This is a genomic window from Sporichthya polymorpha DSM 43042 (genome assembly GCF_000384115.1).
Taxonomy (GTDB): domain Bacteria; phylum Actinomycetota; class Actinomycetes; order Sporichthyales; family Sporichthyaceae; genus Sporichthya; species Sporichthya polymorpha.
On sequence record NZ_KB913029.1, the window covers coordinates 1,042,700 to 1,060,988 of the forward strand.

General features: G+C 71.3%; 15 protein-coding genes. 4 read left to right on the plus strand and 11 right to left on the minus strand.

The window, feature by feature from the left end; all coding sequences use genetic code 11:
- Nucleotides 1–108 precede the first annotated feature (108 nt).
- Together SPOPO_RS0105160 and SPOPO_RS0105165 are read right to left on the minus strand one after the other, a co-directional pair.
- Nucleotides 109–2,433 carry an ATP-binding protein gene (locus SPOPO_RS0105160; protein ID WP_156869577.1) on the minus strand — a complete coding sequence of 775 codons (2,325 nt, stop codon included), beginning with the start codon at nt 2,431–2,433 and terminating at the stop codon, nt 109–111.
- Nucleotides 2,434–2,439: 6 nt separating this feature from the next.
- On the minus strand, nt 2,440–3,663 hold the full coding sequence (locus SPOPO_RS0105165; protein WP_028984531.1) for a cytochrome P450: 1,224 nt from the start codon (nt 3,661–3,663) through the stop codon (nt 2,440–2,442).
- Nucleotides 3,664–3,794: 131 nt separating this feature from the next.
- On the opposite strand from SPOPO_RS0105165, the gene SPOPO_RS0105170 reads away from it, so the two are divergent.
- Together SPOPO_RS0105170 and SPOPO_RS0105175 are read left to right on the plus strand one after the other, a co-directional pair.
- The gene (locus SPOPO_RS0105170; RefSeq protein ID WP_019873722.1) at nt 3,795–4,763 is read left to right on the plus strand and encodes an MBL fold metallo-hydrolase; all 969 of its coding nucleotides are present in this window, start codon (nt 3,795–3,797) and stop codon (nt 4,761–4,763) included.
- Nucleotides 4,760–6,349 carry an FAD-dependent monooxygenase gene (locus tag SPOPO_RS0105175; RefSeq protein ID WP_156869579.1) on the plus strand — a complete coding sequence of 530 codons (1,590 nt, stop codon included), beginning with the start codon at nt 4,760–4,762 and terminating at the stop codon, nt 6,347–6,349. The genes SPOPO_RS0105170 and SPOPO_RS0105175 overlap by 4 nt, the downstream gene beginning before the upstream one ends.
- A gap of 49 nt (nt 6,350–6,398) precedes the next feature.
- On the opposite strand, the gene SPOPO_RS0105180 is transcribed toward SPOPO_RS0105175, so the two are convergent.
- From SPOPO_RS0105180 to SPOPO_RS0105220, 9 genes are all read right to left on the minus strand, one after another.
- Nucleotides 6,399–7,079 (minus strand): histidine phosphatase family protein, encoded by a 681-nt coding sequence (locus tag SPOPO_RS0105180; protein WP_156869581.1) that lies wholly within the window; start codon nt 7,077–7,079, stop codon nt 6,399–6,401.
- Entirely contained in the window at nt 7,036–7,731 is a 696-nt protein-coding gene (locus SPOPO_RS0105185) for an ABC transporter ATP-binding protein (RefSeq protein WP_019873725.1), read from the minus strand. Before SPOPO_RS0105185 ends, SPOPO_RS0105180 begins: the two co-directional genes overlap by 44 nt.
- Nucleotides 7,731–9,398, minus strand: a complete 1,668-nt coding sequence (locus tag SPOPO_RS0105190) for an ABC transporter substrate-binding protein (RefSeq protein WP_019873726.1) — start codon at nt 9,396–9,398, stop codon at nt 7,731–7,733. The genes SPOPO_RS0105185 and SPOPO_RS0105190 overlap by 1 nt, the downstream gene beginning before the upstream one ends.
- Entirely contained in the window at nt 9,398–11,290 is a 1,893-nt protein-coding gene (locus SPOPO_RS27820) for a branched-chain amino acid ABC transporter permease (RefSeq protein ID WP_019873727.1), read from the minus strand. The genes SPOPO_RS0105190 and SPOPO_RS27820 overlap by 1 nt, the downstream gene beginning before the upstream one ends.
- Complete coding sequence (locus tag SPOPO_RS0105200; RefSeq protein ID WP_019873728.1) at nt 11,287–11,847, minus strand: hypothetical protein; 561 nt, start codon at nt 11,845–11,847, stop codon at nt 11,287–11,289. Before SPOPO_RS0105200 ends, SPOPO_RS27820 begins: the two co-directional genes overlap by 4 nt.
- Before the next feature lie 7 nt (nt 11,848–11,854).
- Entirely contained in the window at nt 11,855–12,169 is a 315-nt protein-coding gene (locus SPOPO_RS27825; protein ID WP_019873729.1) for a hypothetical protein, read from the minus strand.
- 10 nt (nt 12,170–12,179) lie between these two features.
- Entirely contained in the window at nt 12,180–13,547 is a 1,368-nt protein-coding gene (locus SPOPO_RS0105210; RefSeq protein ID WP_019873730.1) for a hypothetical protein, read from the minus strand.
- A gap of 215 nt (nt 13,548–13,762) precedes the next feature.
- Nucleotides 13,763–15,121 (minus strand): FAD-dependent monooxygenase family protein, encoded by a 1,359-nt coding sequence (locus tag SPOPO_RS0105215; RefSeq protein WP_019873731.1) that lies wholly within the window; start codon nt 15,119–15,121, stop codon nt 13,763–13,765.
- Nucleotides 15,122–15,136: 15 nt separating this feature from the next.
- The gene (locus SPOPO_RS0105220) at nt 15,137–16,162 is read right to left on the minus strand and encodes a hypothetical protein (protein WP_019873732.1); all 1,026 of its coding nucleotides are present in this window, start codon (nt 16,160–16,162) and stop codon (nt 15,137–15,139) included.
- Between the two features lie 124 nt (nt 16,163–16,286).
- On the opposite strand from SPOPO_RS0105220, the gene SPOPO_RS32405 reads away from it, so the two are divergent.
- Both SPOPO_RS32405 and SPOPO_RS0105230 read left to right on the plus strand, forming a co-directional pair.
- On the plus strand, nt 16,287–16,943 hold the full coding sequence (locus SPOPO_RS32405) for a TetR/AcrR family transcriptional regulator (RefSeq protein ID WP_019873733.1): 657 nt from the start codon (nt 16,287–16,289) through the stop codon (nt 16,941–16,943).
- Between the two features lie 76 nt (nt 16,944–17,019).
- Nucleotides 17,020–18,240, plus strand: a complete 1,221-nt coding sequence (locus SPOPO_RS0105230) for a cytochrome P450 (protein ID WP_019873734.1) — start codon at nt 17,020–17,022, stop codon at nt 18,238–18,240.
- The last annotated feature ends 49 nt before the right edge of the window (nt 18,241–18,289 follow it).

Genomic DNA, 18,289 nt, shown 5'->3' on the forward strand with positions numbered 1-18,289 from the left:
GCCTCCTCGGCCGGACGCGGGACTCGTCGCCCCCGAGCCTGACGCGGCGCGCACGGGTGCGCATGCGCAGAACTACGTGACGCACTACGCGATGGGCTTTGCGATGGGTCAGGTACCGGGCCGGGCGTCCCGCGCCCAGAGCCCGATCTCCACGCGGGAGTGGAAGCCCAGCTTGGCCAGGATCCGCCGGACGTGGCCCTCGACCGTCCGCGTCGAGAGGACGAGCGCGGCGGCGATCTCCCGGTTGCTCCGGCCCTGCCTGATCAGCTCCGCGACCTGACGCTCACGCGGGCTCAGGTCGGCGTCGTCGTCGGGGCCTTCCTCGTCGTCGACGGGACTCTCGCCGAGCAGCAGCGCGCGGGCGGCGGCCGGGGTCAGGGTCCGGCCCGCCTCGAGGGCGGCGTCGAAGGCGGCTGTGCCGAGGACCTCGCGCGCCCGGGCGGCGGACCGGTCGTGCGTCGCGGCCAGGGCCGGCCCGAACGCGTTCATCCGGGTCCCGGCGACCTCCCACACCGCGGTGGCGACACCGAGGACGCGCGCCCCGTGCTCGATGTCCCCGCGCGAGACGAGCACGCTGCCGAGCACCTCGGCGACCAGCGGGATGCCGATCGTGTCGAACTGCTCGTACTTGAGGCGCAGCGCGCGGCGGGCGTAGTCCTCCGCCTCGTCCAGCCGACCCGAGGACCACGCGTCGTGGCCGAGGACCCAGAGCGCGTAGGAACCGGCGAAGGTCTCCCCCACCGACTCGCTCAGCTTGAGCGCGTCGGCGCACGCGGCGCGCGCCTTCTCCGCGTACCCGAGCAGCGAGGCCGTGACGCCGAGCTGAAACAGCGTCATCAGCGCACCCTCGGCGTCGCTCGCCGCCGCGTGCCGGCCGGCCGCGAGCTCGAACTGCGCGAGGGCGCGGGCGAGGTCGCCGTTGAACAGCTCGAGCGTCCCGCGCCAGGTCGCGGCGTGGGCGGCGGCGGTGGTCAGCCCGTGCCGGTCCGCGAGGGCGTCGCACTCGTCGAGCCGCCGCTCGACCGCGGCGTAGTCGCCCTGCAGCACCGCGACCCACGCGCAGGTCCAGAGCGCCTCGGCCCGCAGCACCGGGTCGCACGCGGCGGTGGCGTCGAGGGCGCGTTCCAGCCATCGCCGCCCCTCGCGCAGGACGCCGCCGGTGACCCAGTAGAACCGCAGCGCGGTCGCGAGCCGGAGCGCGTCGGGGGCCGCGCCCACGGACATTCGGTCGTCGAACGCGACGGCGAGGTTCGCGTGCTCGGTGCGGATCCGCACCAGCCAGCGCTGCTGGTCGCGGCCCCAGAACCCGGCCGACGCCTGCGCGGCCAGCTCGCCGTAGTACGCCGCGTGCCGGTCGCGGAGGCGCGCCGTGTCGCCCGCCGCCGCCAGCCGTTCGCGGCCGTGCTCGGCGATCGTCTCCAGCAGCCGGTAGCGGACGCGTTCGGTCCCGGCCTCGGGCAGCAGGATCGACTTCGCGACCAGACCGTCGACGAGGTCGAGGATCTGTTCCGTCGTCAGATCCCCGCCGGAGCAGACCATCTCGGCCGCGTCGAGGTCGAATCCGCCGGCGAACACCGAGGCCCGCGCCCACAGCGTCCGCTCGCCGGCCGAGCACAGGTCGGAGCTCCACTCGACCAGTCCACGGAGCGTGCGGTGCCGCTCCCCCGCGGTCGGGTCGCCACCGGTCAGGGTGGCGAAGCGGTCGTCGAGGCGGGTCAGCAACTGCTCGACCGACAGCACGCGGAGCCGCGCGGCGGCGAGCTCGATCGCGAGCGGCACCCCGTCCAGCCGCGCGCAGAGTCGGGCGGCGGCCGCGAGGTTCCCGCCGGTCAACGCGAACCCAGGTGCGATGCGGGCGGTCCGGTCCTCGAGCAGGGCGAGCGCGCCGAACTGCCGGGCCTCGTCCGGGCTGAGACGTCGCGTCTCGTCCGGGACGGGCAGCGGGTGGACGTCGACGAGGTGCTCGGCGGCGAGCCCGAGCGGCTGGCGGCTGGTCGCGAGTACCCGCAGATCGGGGGCGGCGCGCAGCAGCCGGTCGACGAGCACCTGACACCCGGGGAGCACGTGCTCACAGTTGTCGACGACGAGCAGCATCGACCGTGACGCGACGTAGGAGCTCAGCTCCGCGAGGGCACCGGTCGGGGCGGAGCCACCGATGCCGAGTGCGGAGACCAGCGCCTCGGCGACGTCGCCCGGATCCCGGAGGTCGGCGAGCTCGACCAGCCACACTCTGTCCGGGAAGGCCGGGGCGACGACGGCGGCGATCTCCAGCGCGAGCCGGGTCTTGCCGACGCCGCCGGGCCCCGTGAGCGTCGTCAGCCGGTAGCCGGCGATGAGGTCGCGGGCCCCGGCCAGCTCCTCCCGGCGGCCGACGAAGCTGGTGGCCGGCGCGGGGAGGTTGCCGACGCGCGCGCGAGCCACCCCTTTGGCCACGACCGCTCAGCCCCGGCGCAGCCGCAGCGACTGCGGGCCACGGAACGACACGTTGGGCGGGAAGGTGAGCTGCTGGCCGGGGACGAGTTCGAGGTCCGGGGCCCGTGCGGTCAGGAGCTCGAGCACGGTCCGGACCTCGATCCGCGCGAGCGGGGCGCCGAGGCAGAAGTGGATGCCCTTGCCGAACGCGAGGTGGTCGCGCACGCCCTCCCGCCGGATGTCGAAGGTCTCGGGGTCCGGGAACGCCGCGGGGTCGTGGCCCGCGCTCGCGAGCGAGAGCAGCAGCCGCGCGCCCTCGGGCACCGCGACGCCACCGATCTCGACCGGCCGCGTGGTGATGCGACGCCAGGCGATGACGCTGGTGTCGAAGCGCAGGACCTCCTCGACCGCGTTCTCGATCAGGCCCGGCTCCGCGCAGAGGGCCTTCCACGCCTCCGGGTGCTCCAGCAGCCGGCGGACCGCGTTGGTCGTCAAGTTCGTCGTGGTCTCGTGACCGGCGAAGCTCAGGCCGTAGACGATGCCGACGATCTCGTCCCGGGCCAGCTCTGCGGCGTCCGCGAGGTGCACGCGCACCAGGTCGGAGGTGAAGTCGTCGACCGGGTCCGCGATGCGGCCGTCGACGAACCGCTCGCAGTACTGCCAGTACCGGACCATGTTCTGCGCGATCTCGACCTGCTCGTCCACCGACGGCCGGCCCCAGCTGAACAGCGTCCGGTTGCCGCACCAGCTCTTGAGCAGTTCGGTGTCCTCGGACGGGAAGCCGAGGAAGGAGAAGATCATCCAGGCCGGGAGCGGGAACGTCAGCCCCTCGACGAGGTCGAACTCGCGCTCGGTCAGCAGGTCGTCGAGCAGCTCCGCGGCCTTCGCCCGCACGAGCGGCTCGACCGCCGCGATGCGCCGGGCGGAGAACGAGCGCAGGTTGTGCCGCCGGATCCGCGTGTGCTTGGGCGGGTCGGCGTTCGACATCGTCGCCCCGGCGCGGAAACCGGTCGCGAGCACGGCGCGGGTCTCGTCCGCGAGCGGGTGGAGCGGGTCCTGCGCGATCGCGGCGGAGAACGTCGCCGGGTCACGGAAGATCGCCTCGATGTCCGCGTGCCGCGTCACGACCCACATGTCGAGCACCGGCGAGTGGAACACCGGCCCGGCCTCGCGCAGCGGGTTCAGCGCCGCATACGGGTCGGCGAGGAACTCCGCCGAGAGCGGGTCGACGTCCCAGGCCGGGCAGGTCATGCGCCCGAGGATGCCGCCGATTCGCGACCAGGCCAACCCCTTGACGCGATCTCGAGGCCCGTCCTTGACACGACCGCGGACCTCGGCCGAGGTTTGCCTTTCCCCCGCACTCGACCGAAGGGGCCCTCCTCGTGAGCGCCAAGCCGTTCGCCTCCTCCGCCGACCTGGCCGCGAAGACCGAGACGCTGGAGGTCCTGGCGGACGGGGTCTACGCCCTCACCGCCGAGGGTGATCCCAACGTCGGGGCGATCGAGGGCGAGGACTTCCTCGTCGCGTTCGAGGCCCGGGCGACACCGGCCGCCGCGCGCGACTGGCTGGCCCGCTTGCGCGACCACACCGACAAGCCCGTCCGGTACCTGGTGCTCAGTCACTACCACGCGGTGCGGGTCCTCGGCGCGAGCGCGTTCGACGCCGAGGTGATCGTCGCGCACGAGAACACGCGGAAGCTGATCGCCGAGCGCGGACAGGAGGACTGGGACTCCGAGTACGGCCGAATGCCCCGCCTCTTCAAAGAACCGGAGGAGATCCCCGGCTTGACCTGGCCGACGCTCACCTTCTCGGACCGGCTGACCATCGACCTCGGCGGCGACCGCGGCCACGTCGTCCTGCAGTACTGCGGACGCGGACACACGGCCGGGGACATCGTCGCGTGGATCCCGCGGGAGCGGATTCTGTTCGCCGGCGACCTCGTCGAGGCGCAGGCCGCGCTCTACACCGGCGACGCGTTCCACACCGACTGGTCGACCGGGACGCTCGACCGCGTCGCCGGCTTCGGCGCCGAGGCGGTCGTCGGCGGTCGCGGTGCGGTGCCGCGCGGCCGGGACGCGGTCACCGCGGCGATCGAGCAGACCCGCGACTTCCTGCTCGTGATGCGGGAGAAGGTCGGCGCGGTCCACGCCCGCGGCGGCACCCTGCGCGAGGCCTTCGCCGACACCCACGCCGCCCTCGCCCCGCAGTACGGCGCGTGGCCGATCTTCGAGCACTGCCTGCCGTTCAACGTCCAGCGCCTGTGGGACGAATTCGACGGCGTAAACTGGCCCCGCGTCTGGACGGCCGAGCGCGACCGCGAGGTCTGGGACCAACTCCAGGGCGAGGCGTGAACTCACCCGGCGGGGTGGTGGTCGTCGGCAACGGGCCGGTCGGCCAGACGACGGCCCTGCTGCTCGCGCGGTGGGGCATCCCGGTGCTGCTGCTCGACGCCCGTCCCGAGCGTGACGCAGTCGGGTCGAAGGCGATCTGCCAGCAGCGCGACGTGCTCGACATCTGGGCCTGTGTCGGGGGTGAGGCGATCGCCGCGGAGGGCCTGACCTGGACCACCGCGCGCACCTTTCACCGCGACGCGGAACTGCACGCCTGGTCGTTCGTCGACAACGGCTCGTCCCCGCTGCCGCCGTTCGTGAACATCGGCCAGGACCGGACCGAGGAGATTCTCGACGAACTGATCGACCGTCAGGAACTGATCGAGGTCCGCTGGGGGTACGCGGTCACCGGGTTGCGGCAGTCCGACGAGAGCGTCACGCTCACCTGCGTGAGCGAGGTCGGGCGCAGCGAGATCGAGGTCGACCACGTCGTGATCGCCGCCGGGGCCCGGGCGACCGCCCTGCGCGAGGCGCTCGGCGTCCGGTTCGAGGGCGAGAGCTTCGACGACCGGTTCCTGATCTGCGACGTCCGCGCCGACCTGCCCGGGTGGGAGTCCGAGCGCCGGTTCTGGTTCGACCCGCCGTGGAACCCGGACCGGCAGGTGCTGATCCATCCCTGTCCCGGCGGCCGGTTCCGCATCGACTGGCAGGTCCCGGACGACTTCGACCTCGACGCCGAGCTCGCGAGCGGCGGCCTCGAGCGGCGGATCCGGCAGATCCTCGGCGAGACGCCGTACGAGCTGATCTGGACGACGGTCTACCGCTTCCACTCCCGGCTGGCCGACCGGATGCGGGTGGGCCGCGTCCTGCTCGCGGGCGACGCCGCGCACCTGGTCGCCCCGTTCGGCGCGCGCGGACTGAACTCCGGCGTCGCCGACGCCGAGAACGCGGCGTGGAAGCTCGCCGCGGTGCTGCACGAGTGGGCGCCGGTCGAGCTGCTGGAGACCTACCACGACGAGCGGCATGCGGCCGCGGCCGAGAATCTGGAGATCACCGCGGCGACGATGCGCTTCCTCGTCCCGTCCGACGCCGACGGGTGGGAACGCCGTCGCGTCCTGCTCGAGGCCGCCCGCACCGACCCGGCCCGCCGCGCCGAGATCGACTCCGGCCGCTTCGCCGAGCCGTACTGGTACGTCGACTCACCGTTGACCACACCGGACCCGACCCGCCCCTTCGGCGGGCGGCCGGCCAAGGGCCACGCCCCTCTGCCCGGGCCCGGCGTCCTCGTCCCCGACGTGCCGGTGGGCATCCCGACCCGCCCCGCGGTGACCCGGTTCCGTCAGCTGGTCCGCGACGGCTTCCTGATCCTGACGGTGGATCAGAGCCTCGACCAGCAAGTCGTGTCGGCCGCGGTCGAGGCCCCCGTCCGGGTCCTCGCCGCCACGGACCTCACCGGCGGCGACGCCGTCCTCGCTGCTCTCGGCGCGAAACCCGGCGAGGCGTGGGTGATCCGCCCCGACGGCCACGTCGCCGCCGTCGTCCCCGCGGCCGTCGACGCCGTCACCCCGGCGGTGCGCCGCGCGCTCGCCCTCCCGGAATCCCCGTAACGTCAGCGAAAGCGCGCGCTATAGCGCTCGATCTCGCTGACGTCAGGAGTCAGTCCAGCGCGCGGAGGTGGCTGAACTCGTTGAGGGTGATGATCCGCATCCGGTTGCGGTGGTGGTCGACCGCGACGCGGCAGATGCCGGTGTGCTTCGGGTAGAAGAACCACATCCGGTCGAGGCCGAGGACCGCGCCGAGGATGGTGTTCAGCGCCCCGCCGTGGGAGAAGGCGAGGACGCGCTGACCGGCGTGCTTGGTGGTGATCTCGGTGATCGCCTCCATCACCTCGGCCTTGAACGCCGGGTAATCGGTGTTCCAGGCGGAGAGGTCGCCGCGCAGGCAGGCCTTGTAGCGAGGATCGCCGGCCTTCTGGAGGTCCTCGAAGAACAGGTACTCGTCGGAGTGCTTGTCGAACTCCGCGAGGCCGTCGAGCGGGACGACCTCGATGCCGCGGTCGGCGGCGAACGGCGCGGCCGTCTCCATCGCGCGCTTCAGCGGCGAGGAGTAGATCGCGTCGAAGTGCTCGGCCGCGAGGAAGTCGGCGACGGCGCGCGCCTCGGCGCGGCCCCGCTCGGAGAGACCGGGGTCGCTGCGGTCGGGACCGGTGAGTCCGCGTTCGGGCAGGCCGTGCCGGACCAGCACCAGCTCGCCCTGCGGGGCGACCTCGAGACCTCCGGGCTTCGGTTCGTCGCTAATGCCCGCCTCCGACGTACTCCGCCGCAATCGCGTCGGCATCCACCTCGGACACCTCGCCGGCGAAGGAGACGCGGCCGCGGTTGAGCAGGTAGACGTAGTCCGCGACGTCGAGCGCACGCGTGACGTACTGCTCGACGAGCAGCAGCGCGGAGCCCTCCGCGGCCAACCGGCCGAGGAATTCGAAGATCTCGTCGACGATCTTCGGCGCGAGGCCCATCGAGACCTCGTCCAGCAGGACGAACCGCGGCTTCTGGATGTAGGTCCGGGCCAGGGCGAGCATCTGCTGCTCACCGCCGGACATCGTCCCGGCGAGCTGCGCGAGCCGCTCCCCGAGTCGCGGGAACGCGGAGACCGCGCGCTCGATCGACTCCTTCTCCTGGCCGGCCTTGCTCTGCAGGATCAGGTTGTCCCGCACCGTCAGGCTCGGGAAGATGCCTCGCCCCTCGGGCACGTGGCACAGACCCCGCGCGCACAGGTCGTGCGGCGGCATCCCGAGGACCGACTCCCCGCCGAGCACGATGTCCCCGCCCATCGGGCGGATCAGCCCGGAGGCGGCACGCAGGAGGGTCGTCTTGCCCGCGCCGTTCGGCCCGAGCAGGGCGACGATCGAGCCGTCGGGGACGATCAGGTCGACCCCGCGCAGGACCTGGGTGCCGCCGTAGCCGGCGTCGAGCCCGCGAAGTTCGAGCATCAGCCCCTCCGTCGGCCCGCGGTCTGACGCGCACTCACTCCACCGGCCAGGACGGCCAGTTGCGGCGAGGAGTCCGCCTTCGAGTCCGAACGCTGCGCCGGGGCCGACGACCCGTCGATCAGCGCCGCGGCCGCGTTCTCGAGTTTCTTGTCAGCGCCGTAGCAGACCGGCTTGCTGCCGTTCGGGGCGCCGAAGCCCTTGTCGTCCAGCCGCAGGCCGTAGTAGCAGTCGATCGACTTGGCCGGCGAGCCCTTCGTGAACGTGGCACCCGGGGACAGCCCGTCGAGCTTCTCGTTCTTCAGCTGCCAGAGGCCGTCGAGAATCATCTCGGTCGTGATGTTGCCGGCGCGAGCCTTCGCCGACACCTTCTCCATCGCGGCCTCGAGCAGCTTGCCGGCGGCCCAGCCGAGCAGCGTTTGCTGGTCCTCGGGCGACGAGGGAGCCCAGCGCTTGGTCGCGGCGTGGAACTCCTTGATGCCCGGGGTGTCGGTCGTCATGTAGGGCACGACGCCACTGCCGAGGAAGGTCTTGTTGCGGCGCAGACCCGCATCGGCCGCGGCCGCGGCGCTGACCGCGATGGCGCCGGTGGCGATCGTCGGGAAGTAGTTCAGCGACGCGCACGACCGGGCGGCGCGGATGCTGGCCGAGCCGTCGAGGCCGAAGAACAGGATGTTGACGCCGGCCGACTTCATCGTCTGACACTCGGAGGTGAAGTCCGGCTGGGTGAGGGAGACCGCCTGGATCGGCCCGAGGGCCGCCCCCGCGCGCTCCGCGCTCTTCGGGTAGTTGTTCTTCAGACCGGTGCAGATCGAGGCCTCGACGCAGTAGAAGATGCCGGCCTTCAGCGAACCCGACGTCACCTTCGCGGCGTCGACGACGCCACCGTCGTAGGACGTGAGCGGCGTGCCGCCGCTCGGGAACAGGAAGGGACTCTGCACCCAGTCGATGGCCGTGACGTCGCCGCCGACCACCGGAATCTTGTCGCGCTCGGCGGCGGTACGCAGCGCCGCGATGGCGATCGGCACACCGCCGCCGACCATGGCGACGGCGCCGCGGTCCTTCATGATCTGGTTCCAGTTCGAGGAGACGCGCGCCGGGTCGGAGGCGTCGTCGAGCTGGATCAGCTGGACGGGGTGGCACTGCAGACCACCCCGGGCGTTGATGTCCTTCGCCCACACCGCGAGGCCCGTGCGCAGGCCGCCGATGGCCGCGCCCACGAGACCGGAGGACGCGAGCGTCTGGCCGAGGACGACCGGCGCGAGCTGCTGCGTGCAGGCCGTCGACGCGGTGCCGGCGGTACCGCCGGTGCCGCCCTTCGCGCCGGCGTTGGCGCCCGGCTTCGTGCCGGGGCCGGCGTTCGTGCCGGGGGCGGTGGAGGCGCCGGGGTTGACGCCGGGAACCTGCGCCCCCGGGGCGGCCGTGTCGTTGCCCGGAGCGACCGTGCCCGGGTCGACGCCGGGCGCTCCGGCATTTGGGTCCACCGCACCAGGAGCCACGGCGGCACCGGAGTTGTCGCGGGCGGCGTCGACCGGCCCGTATCCGTTGCCCACCGCGGCGACCTGTTCGTGGTCGACGCGGTTGCCGCATCCGGCGACGAGCGCCAGTGCCACCGCGCCGGCGAGGAACGCGGCGCGGGTGGACTTCTGTCGAGACGTCAGGCGAGACATCAGGCGGTACCTCCGAGGGACAGGCGCATCCGGCGCCCGGCGGGGCCTTCCGCGCGAGCGGCGTTTCGCTGGGCGCCGCGGGCGAGCCAGTTGTCGACCCCGCCCTGGGACGCCGCGGCGGCGAAGATCGCGCCGAGACCGAACCCGAGCTGCAGCCACGCGGCTGCGTTCTCCTGGGTGAAGTAGAGGGGGACGACGTACAGCAGGGCCGGGGCGACGAACGCCGCGGTGATCGTGCGGCTGCCGGCGATCGCGAGGACCGCGAGCGCGAGCAGCGACTGGACGTAGTTGAAGGTGTCCTGGGTGACGCCACCGAAGAGCGAGGCGTACAGGCCACCGGAGATGCCGGCGAGGAAACCGGAGATGCAGAACACGATGACGCGGGAGATGTTGACCGACGTGCCGAGCGTGGTGAGCGCGAGCGGGGAGTCCGACATCGCGCGCAGCAGCCGACCGAGGCGGGAGCGTTCGACGGCGAGGACCACCAGCACACCGGCGATCGCCATCGCGAGCAGCAGGTAGTAGTAGTCCTTGTCCTGCTCGAACCCGTCCGGCCGGCGGGTCAGCAGCTGACCGCCACCGAACATGTAGGACTTCGAGTAGGCGAACTGGCTGAGCACGATCCCGAAGCCGAGGGTCGCGAGCGCCAGGTACAGACCGGACAGGCGGATCGCGGGCACCGAGACGATCAGCGCGAGCGGGATGCACCACAGGCCGCCGATCAACAGCGCCAGGAAGAACGGCGCCCCGTTGTTCGCCGAGTGCCCGAACCCGGCGGCACCGACGGCGGCGAAGCCGAAGTGGCACAGCGAGATCTGGCCCGAGGTCCGCACCAGCAGGTGCAGCGAGACGAACAGCAGCACCTGCGTGAGCGCCACGTTGTAGCCGGGGAGCTTCGCGCCGACCACGTGCGGGATCACCAGCAGGACCGCCAGGCCCACGCACAGCGCGCCGATCCGGGCCTGCGGCGGCAGGATGCTCGCCGCCGGCGGACGCGCCCGCACCATGCGGCCGACCTCGACCAGCTTCTTGCGCGGGATGACCAGCAGACCGACGAACAGGACGAGGAACGGAACCGTCAGGCCGAGGCCCTGGAGCTGCTCGTTGCTGCCGGTCGCCTTGCCGATGACGGCCTGCAGGACGCCGACGATGATGCCGCCGACGAACGCCATCGGCAGGTTGGTGAATCGGGCGATCGTCGCGGCGCCGAAGGCCTGGACGACCAGCAGCGAGAGCACGTTGATGTCGAGCTGCGACTGGTTCTGGGCGAACAGGATGCCGGAGACCGCCGCGAAGGAGGACCCGATCATCCACGACGCCCGGCGCACGCGCGCCGGGGCGGTGCCCGACATCGAGAGCAGCTGCGGGTCGTCGACCACGCCGCGCATCGCGACGCCCAGGCGCGACATCCGGAAGAACAGGAACAGCGCGATCGCAGCGACGGTGCCGGCGGTGAACGTGTAGAGGTCGTCCACCGACACGGTCGCGTCGAAGAGCGTAAACGCTTCTTCCTGCGACAGGAACGGGTTGAACACCAGGCCGACGTCGCCGAAGCTCAGGTCGAGGATCGCGCGGATGGCGACCAGCAACCCGACGGTGCCGACGATGCGCATCGCCGTCGACACCGGCGCGAGTACGACGGCCAACCGTTCGAGGATCAGGCCGGCGATCGGGCCGAAGACGAACACGACGATCAGGAACGCCAGTTGCCAGGGCATGCCCTGGTTCTGCCGCAGTTCGTAGAAGCCGTAGGCCGCCGCGGCGCACACCGCACCGTGCCCGACGTTGAACACGCCAGAGGTCTTGTAGGTGAGCACGAGGCCCATCGCGGACAGGCCGTAGATCGCTCCGGTGATGATGCCGAAGACGATGAACGGGGAGTAGTCGCTCACGAGTCGCACACTCCGCAACGCCCGTAGTTCTCGATCTGGTCGGCCGGCACCGGCGTCGTCTGCTTGCCCCGCAGGAGCAGGCAGCCGGGCCGGTGGACCCGCGTCATCTGACCGGACGTCACCAGCTCGCCGGTGGCGATCGGGCCGGTCTCGTCCGCGCTGTCTGCGGCCCGGCGGTCGGTCGCCCCACCGCGCACCCGGCTCAGGCCGAGGGCGGCGCGCTGGTCGCGGCGCAGGTCACGGAAGCCGTGGCGGACGCGGCGCAGGCCGATGAGGACCCACAGGACGCCGGCGACGCCGACGAGCCCGGTGGAGAAGATCGCCCCGACGAGCCAGCCGCTCTGCTGCCGCCAGACGGCTTCCTCCGTGGCGCCGATCCAGCACGCGACGACACCGACAACTCCGAGCAGCGCGAGCAGCCCGCAGATCAGCATGTCGCGACGGCGCCAGGGCGAGGGGTCGCGGCGGTAGGACACGGAACGGGCCGGGGTGTCCGGGGGCGTCGCAGCCTTCTCCGGGACCTCGGGAATCTCCGTCTGGTCGATCGTGGCGGTCAAGATCGTCTCAGCCGTTCCGCCGCCCGGGAGCCTTGCCCGAGTTGGCTGCCTCGTTCTCGAGGAACGCACGCAGGTCGTCGCCCTGGGCCGCGAGCTCACGCCACTCGTCGCGCAGGTCGGCGGACAGCCACAGCACACCGGCGACCACGAACAGGATCACCGCGGTCAGGCCGCCGGAGATCACGTACGGGATCTGCTCGGCGATGTACTCGGTGTCGGACGTGCCGAGGTAGCCGAAGATCAGCACCACGAGGCCGAGGAAGGCCGCCACGACGGCGCCGGCGCGGTCCCACTGGACGCGGACGTACTTCAGGAGGTTCATGCCGTCACCTTCACCGCGAACGCACTCCCAACCAGGAGAGACCGCCGACCGACAGCAGGCCCAGCAGGCCGAGTGCCGCGACGGAGAGATAGATGCTGTCCAGACCGAGGCCGATCTTGAACCCGGCCAGCGAGATGCTCGGTGCTCCACCGGCGCCGGCGACCGGCGACAGCGGCACGGTCGGAACCGCGCCGGCGTCACCCAGGCTGGGCAGGCCGGCCTGGTCGACCGGGGCCAGCGAGTCCGGGGCGGCGACGCCGTCGACCGAGTCGGTCGGCGCCACCGGCGTCGAGCCGGTGCCGTCGGTGACGACCGGCTGCAGGTTCACGCTCGCCAGGGCGTAGGCCGTGCTCTGCGTGATCTTGGTGGCGCCGTTGTAGTAGCCGTTCGGCGGGGGCTCGGCGATCGTGTACTGGAAGATGTACGCGCCCGCGATGACGCCGGTCGCGGTCTCCTGCGGAGCCTGGAACCGCATCGTGACGCCGAGCGCCTTGAGGCCCTCCAGCACCGGCCCCGACGGGACCGCGTACTTCTGCACGGTGCCGTCCTGAGGCGCCGTCACCACGAAGTACCCGTCCTGGATCCCCAGCTCGGGATTGTGGAACGTCTGGCCACCACCCGGGAACGGGAACGGCGGAACCTCGATCGGCGCCTGGTTCGGGATGCCTGGGATCGGCACCGGGATCGGGATCTGACCCGGGCTCTGCTTCGGCACCGTGAAGCTCAGACCGGGGAACGAGATCTTCCCGATCGAGCTCGACGTCGTGCGCGTCAGCTTGCCGGAGAAGCCGTCCGCCTTCACCGTCGCGACGCTCTTGACGTCCGAGAGCGTGCCGTACGGGCCGATCTTCACCGTATCGGCGCCGGTCGTCGCCGTGGCGACGACGTCACCGGAGCGCGCCTCGTCGATTCGCGCATTCGCGCTCGCACCCGAGCCGGCCTGGCCCAGCACCGAGGACGCCTGCGTGGTGAAGTCCCCGCTCTCGGCGTGCAACTCCACGCCCGGGTACGAGACCGACTGCGGCGGCGAGCCCGCGTTGGAGGAGGCGATGAACGGGTACGGCGGCGCGGTGAAGCCGAACAGACCGGCCCCGATGCCGGGCAGGCCCGGGACCGTGTCGCCGGCGTACGGCAGCTGCGCGCTCGCGTCCGAGATGCCGACGCTGTCCTGCCGGACGCTCGCGGCCGGACCACCGCCCTCGATGTCGATGCCCGTGGGGATCGACGGGTTGGCGATGTTGAGCGTGAAGGTCTCGGTTCGAGCGGTCGCGTCGTAGCTGGACTCGGCCCCCGCCGAGCCGGCCGGCAGCACGACCAACCCACCGGTGGTGACCAGTGCGGCCACCCCGAGGGGGATCGAGTAGCGCCGAAGGTTCATACAGACCTTCCGAAGGGGGACGGACGGTGAGCGGGCGGTGACCCACATCACCAATTAGTCAAGTTCACGACTTTTGTAGCACAGGTCTTCGGTGGCGGACAGGCATTGACGATCCCGGGCAGAAGGGGCGACGAAACCGTGATCCGGACGCGATGTCTGGACGAGGTGATGCAAGCGATCACTGGCTAGCGGCGACACGGGCCGAAAACCCCCTCTCACCTGGGCGTTTCGATCAGAGCCGGGGGGATGACCGTGGGGTCCTGGGCGGCCGGCGTGCGTCCATCGGCGATCCAGGCCGCGACTTTCTGCGCAATCCCCGGCGACCGCAGCGGGGCGGTGTCGAAGAAGTGGCCGGCGGTCTTCAGCGCGAGGGCAACCTCGGGGTCCTCGGTCGCCAACTGGCTCAGGGCGCGACCGGACGTGACCGCCTCGGGGTCGGGCGCCGTGACGCCCACGAGCTCGGCACCCGGGTAATGGGCGTCGGTGCTCACGACCATGTGGAAGACGGTGTCGACCACCGGCGTGAACGCCGCCTGGGCCCGTCCGGCGAGGCCGGGGTCGGCGACGCCGGTCCGCCCGACCTCGTCGTGCAGGATCCGCGCCTCGCTCGCCGCCACCGACATGCCCTGGCCGTAGAGCGGGTTGAACGACATCACCGCGTCGCCGATCGCGAGGAAGCCCGGCGGGTGCGCGGGCAGGTCCTCCCACATCCGGCGCAGGCTGCCCCGGACCTTGTAGACCGTCGGCTCCTCGACGAACTCGGCCTTCGCCGCGACCTCGGCGACGAGTCGGCTCGGCGCCGCCTCGAGGTGCGACTGGAAGCCCTCGCGGTCCTTGGGCGGGTCGGCCTTCATCATCCCGAGCGCCGCGACCTGGTAGAGCCCGTTGTCGCAGGGCACGACCGCGGACCCACGCAGCGCGCCGGGATGCGGGTGACTGAGGATCCCGACCACGCCGGGCGGGAAGACGCCGTCGGGCAGGCGCACGGTCGCCGTCGCGTACCCGACGTAGGAGCGCAGTTCCTTTGTCGCGGGCGCGGGACACCCGAACTCGGCGAGCCACTCGGCGGCCTTGGAGTTTCGGCCGGTGGCGTCGACGATCAGGTCGGCGGCCAGGGTGCTCCCGCCCTGGAGCGTCGCTCCGGTGATGCGGTCGGAACTGCCCGTCAGCCCGGTGACGACGCCGGAGACGGCGCGAACATTCGGCAGGGCGAGCACCCGGCGGCGCACCACGGTCTCGAGGACCGGGCGCCGCATGAACACGACGTGGGCCTCACTCGGGACCCGGCCGGCCCAGCCCTGGGCGCCGTAGATCGCGACCTCGTGCGGGGAGTCCACGAGCCGGCCGCCCGCGGTGACGAGGTCGTCGACGATGCCGGGCAGCAGTGCCGCCATGGCCCGCTGGCCGGCACCGAGCAGCGCGTGCACCTGCGTCCCCTGCGGGACGCCGCGGCGGTTCGGTTCGAGCAGGTCCTCCCGGTCGACGAGCGTGACCGTCTCGACGTGGGGGGACAGCGCCGCCGCCGCGAGCAGGCCGGCGATGCTGCCACCCAGGACGAGGGCAGAGCCATTCAAAGAAGTGACGTCCCGTCAGTCAAGAGAGTCGAACGCCAGGCCGGCGTCGCGGATGCGGTGATCGAACGACTCCAGCCAGGTGATGCCGGAGACCAGTTCCCGCTCGTCGCCGAGTCGGCGGGTGACGCCGAACTGGGCGTGATAGCCGTTCCAGCGGGAGGCCGAGAACTCCACCATGTTGTTCTCGTCCTTGCCGCGGAACTCGTAGACGTGACCGCCCGCGCCACCCACTGAGTAGCGCGCGTGGCGGATGAAGCCGTTGTCGTTGAGGACGTAGCGGCCGGAGACGGTACTGCTGCCGGCGGTGAGGCGGTGGTCGTCGACGACCATCGCGGCCTGGAAACCGTCCTTGCCGATGACGATCTTCCCGTACTCGATCGAGCCGTCGGCGTAGAGGTTGCCGAAGATGTTCCAGGAGTACTGGATGTCGGTGAACATCTTCGTCTCCTTCCACTCCGTGCCCGGCTTGAGGTGCACGCGGTCGAAGTAGACGAGCCCGGTGGTCGGCCGGCCGAGGACGGTGCCGGTGACCCAGTACGGAATCGAGGTGAAGAACAGGGGCTCCTCCGCGGACGCCGCGTAGAACTGCACGCCGAGCGTCTTGATCTCGCCCTCGAGGTGGCACAGCTCGCCCTGGTCCCAGAGGAACTTGTCGCCGTCGAGCTCGAGCAGGTACGGCAGGTCGCCCTCGCGCCGCGCGGACTCCGGGAGCCGCAGCATCACGGGGTCCGACCATTTGCGGTACTTGTCCTCGATCGTGCGCCGGACCTCGCCGCGGTAGCTGCGCGTGGTCTCCGGCTGGACGTTCATCCCGCCGTGCCCGTCGGTCCGCATGACGAACGTGCCGGTCGAGACCGAGCCGACGAACTTCTGCTCCAGGCAGGTGATCGTCCCGTCCTCGCCCACGAAGAACCCGTAGACGTACTCGATCTGCTGCTCCAGACCGAAGTGCACCGCACCCGGGTGCAACTGCGACAGGTCGTTGACGAAGCCGCTGACGACGGTCCGGTAGTTGAAGTCGCCGTAGGTGTACGAGTCCATGCGGACCTTCCTGGCGGACGTGGGGCCCAAATATGTCTTCCGTTCAATAGTTTGTACTGCGACTATTTCCGGCGCAAGCCCCAACCGTGCGGGTCCCGCGACCCCGTCCGGAAGACTGCACGGCATGGCACGCCCCCGCATCGACGACTCAGCGCGGCAGCGGCGGCGGCCGGCGGACTTGCGGGCACTGATCCTCGTCGCGGCGGAGGAGACGTTCGCGCGGCTCGGGTACAGCGACACCACGACAATCGAGGTGGCGCGTGTCGCCGGGGTAAGTCGGTCGGTCCTGATCCGCCACTTCGCCACCAAGCAGGAGCTGTTCCGCGCCGCGATCGAGCAGCCGCTGCTGCGCTTCGTGGAGGAGTGGGTCCCGGCCTGGACGGCCCAGCTCGACGCCCCGGTCCCGAACGCGACGCTCATGCGCGAGTTCGTCGGCGACCTGTACCGCAATGCGCGCGAGCACCGGGGGGCCGTGCGGATCCTGCTGCTGCACGGCGACCAGCTCGACCCCGAGGTGCGTGACCAGGTCTGGGGCGCACTCAACGTCGGGCTGGCCGCACTGCGCGAGGCCGGTGAGCGCGAGCTGGCCCCGCGCGGGTTCCCGACGACGCGCGTCGGCCTCACGGCCCGCGCCGTGCTGAGCCTCGTCCTCGGCTACGTCGCCCTCGAGCCGGCCCTGGACTCCCTCGACGGCACGAGCGAGGACCCCGAGGTGGTCGTCGACCACCTGGCGGCGCTGCTGCTGCACGGGTTCGGGCTCGGGGAGGGCCAGGACTCTTAAGGGTCAGTATTGACCCTTGACGTCCCGGCCACCGGGCGCGCACACTCGGCGCACCCCTTCGCCCCCGGGAGCCGGAATGAGCCTGCTGGACATCGAGCGCACGCCGTTCAACCCGTTCGACGCCGAGGTCATGGCGGACCCGTACCCGTACTTCCGCTGGATGCGGGAGAACGATCCGGTGCACATGGTCGACGCGCTCGGGATGCCGCTGATCACGCGCGCCGAGGACGTCGAGGGGGCGCTGCGCGACGTGAAGACCTTCTCCTCCGTCGGGTGGATGGAGCTGATGTTCGGCGACTACCTGGTCGTGCCCGAGGTGAAGTTCCTGCTCTCGCTCGACCCGCCGGAGCACACCCGGCTGCGGCGCCTGGCCAACACCGCCTTCACCCGGACCATGGTGGCCAACCTCGAGACGACGATGGTGCGCATCGTCGACGAGTGCATGGCGACGATGGCGGAGAGCGAGGCGCCGGACATCGTCCGCGACGTCGCGATTCCGCTGCCAATCAAGGTGATCGCCGAGATGACCGGCGTCGACCCGGACATGCACGCCGACTTCGCCCGCTGGGGCACGCTGATCGTCGACGCGATCAATGCCAACGTGTCCGGCGAGGTCCCCTACGAGGGGTTCAACGACGACGTCGCCGACGCGATCACGAATCTGCGCGCTTACTACTTCGGCCTGGTGGAGGACCGCCGGCGCGCGCCGCGCAACGACCTGGCAACCGCGCTGGTCCAGGCCTCCGACGAGGGCAACAAGCTCAACGAGTTCGAAGTGGTCAGCCTCCTGAACTTCTCGGTCAACGCCGGGTTCGAGACGACCGGCAAGCTGATCGGGAACCTGTTGCTCGCCCTGTTCCAGCACCCGGATCAGTTCCGGGCCGTCCGCGAGGACCGTTCGTTGATTCCGGCTGCGGTGCAGGAAGGTCTGCGCTACGACAGTCCCGCCCTGTTTCTGCCGCGGCGCCTGACGCGGGATCACGTCGTCGCCGGCACGCCGATGGACGAGGGGTTCTGCCTCGTCAGCTTCGCCTCGGCCAACCACGACCCCGCCAAGTTCCCGGATCACCCGGAGGAGTTCGACATCTTCCGCGACACCAAGGGTCACGTCGCCTTCGGTCTCGGTCCGCACTTCTGCCTCGGCGCCCACCTGGCCCCCCGCGAGACCGAGCTCGTCCTGGACGGCGTGCTGCGCTGGTTCTCCAAGATCGACCACGACCCGGACGGGGTCCAGCGCGACCCGACCTTCTTCCTCCGCGGGCTCAAGTCGCTCCCGGTCTCGGTCCGCCCGGCCTGAACGCCCCTTGCGGAAAGGACGAGCCCTCAATAGTTTATAGCGCGACTAT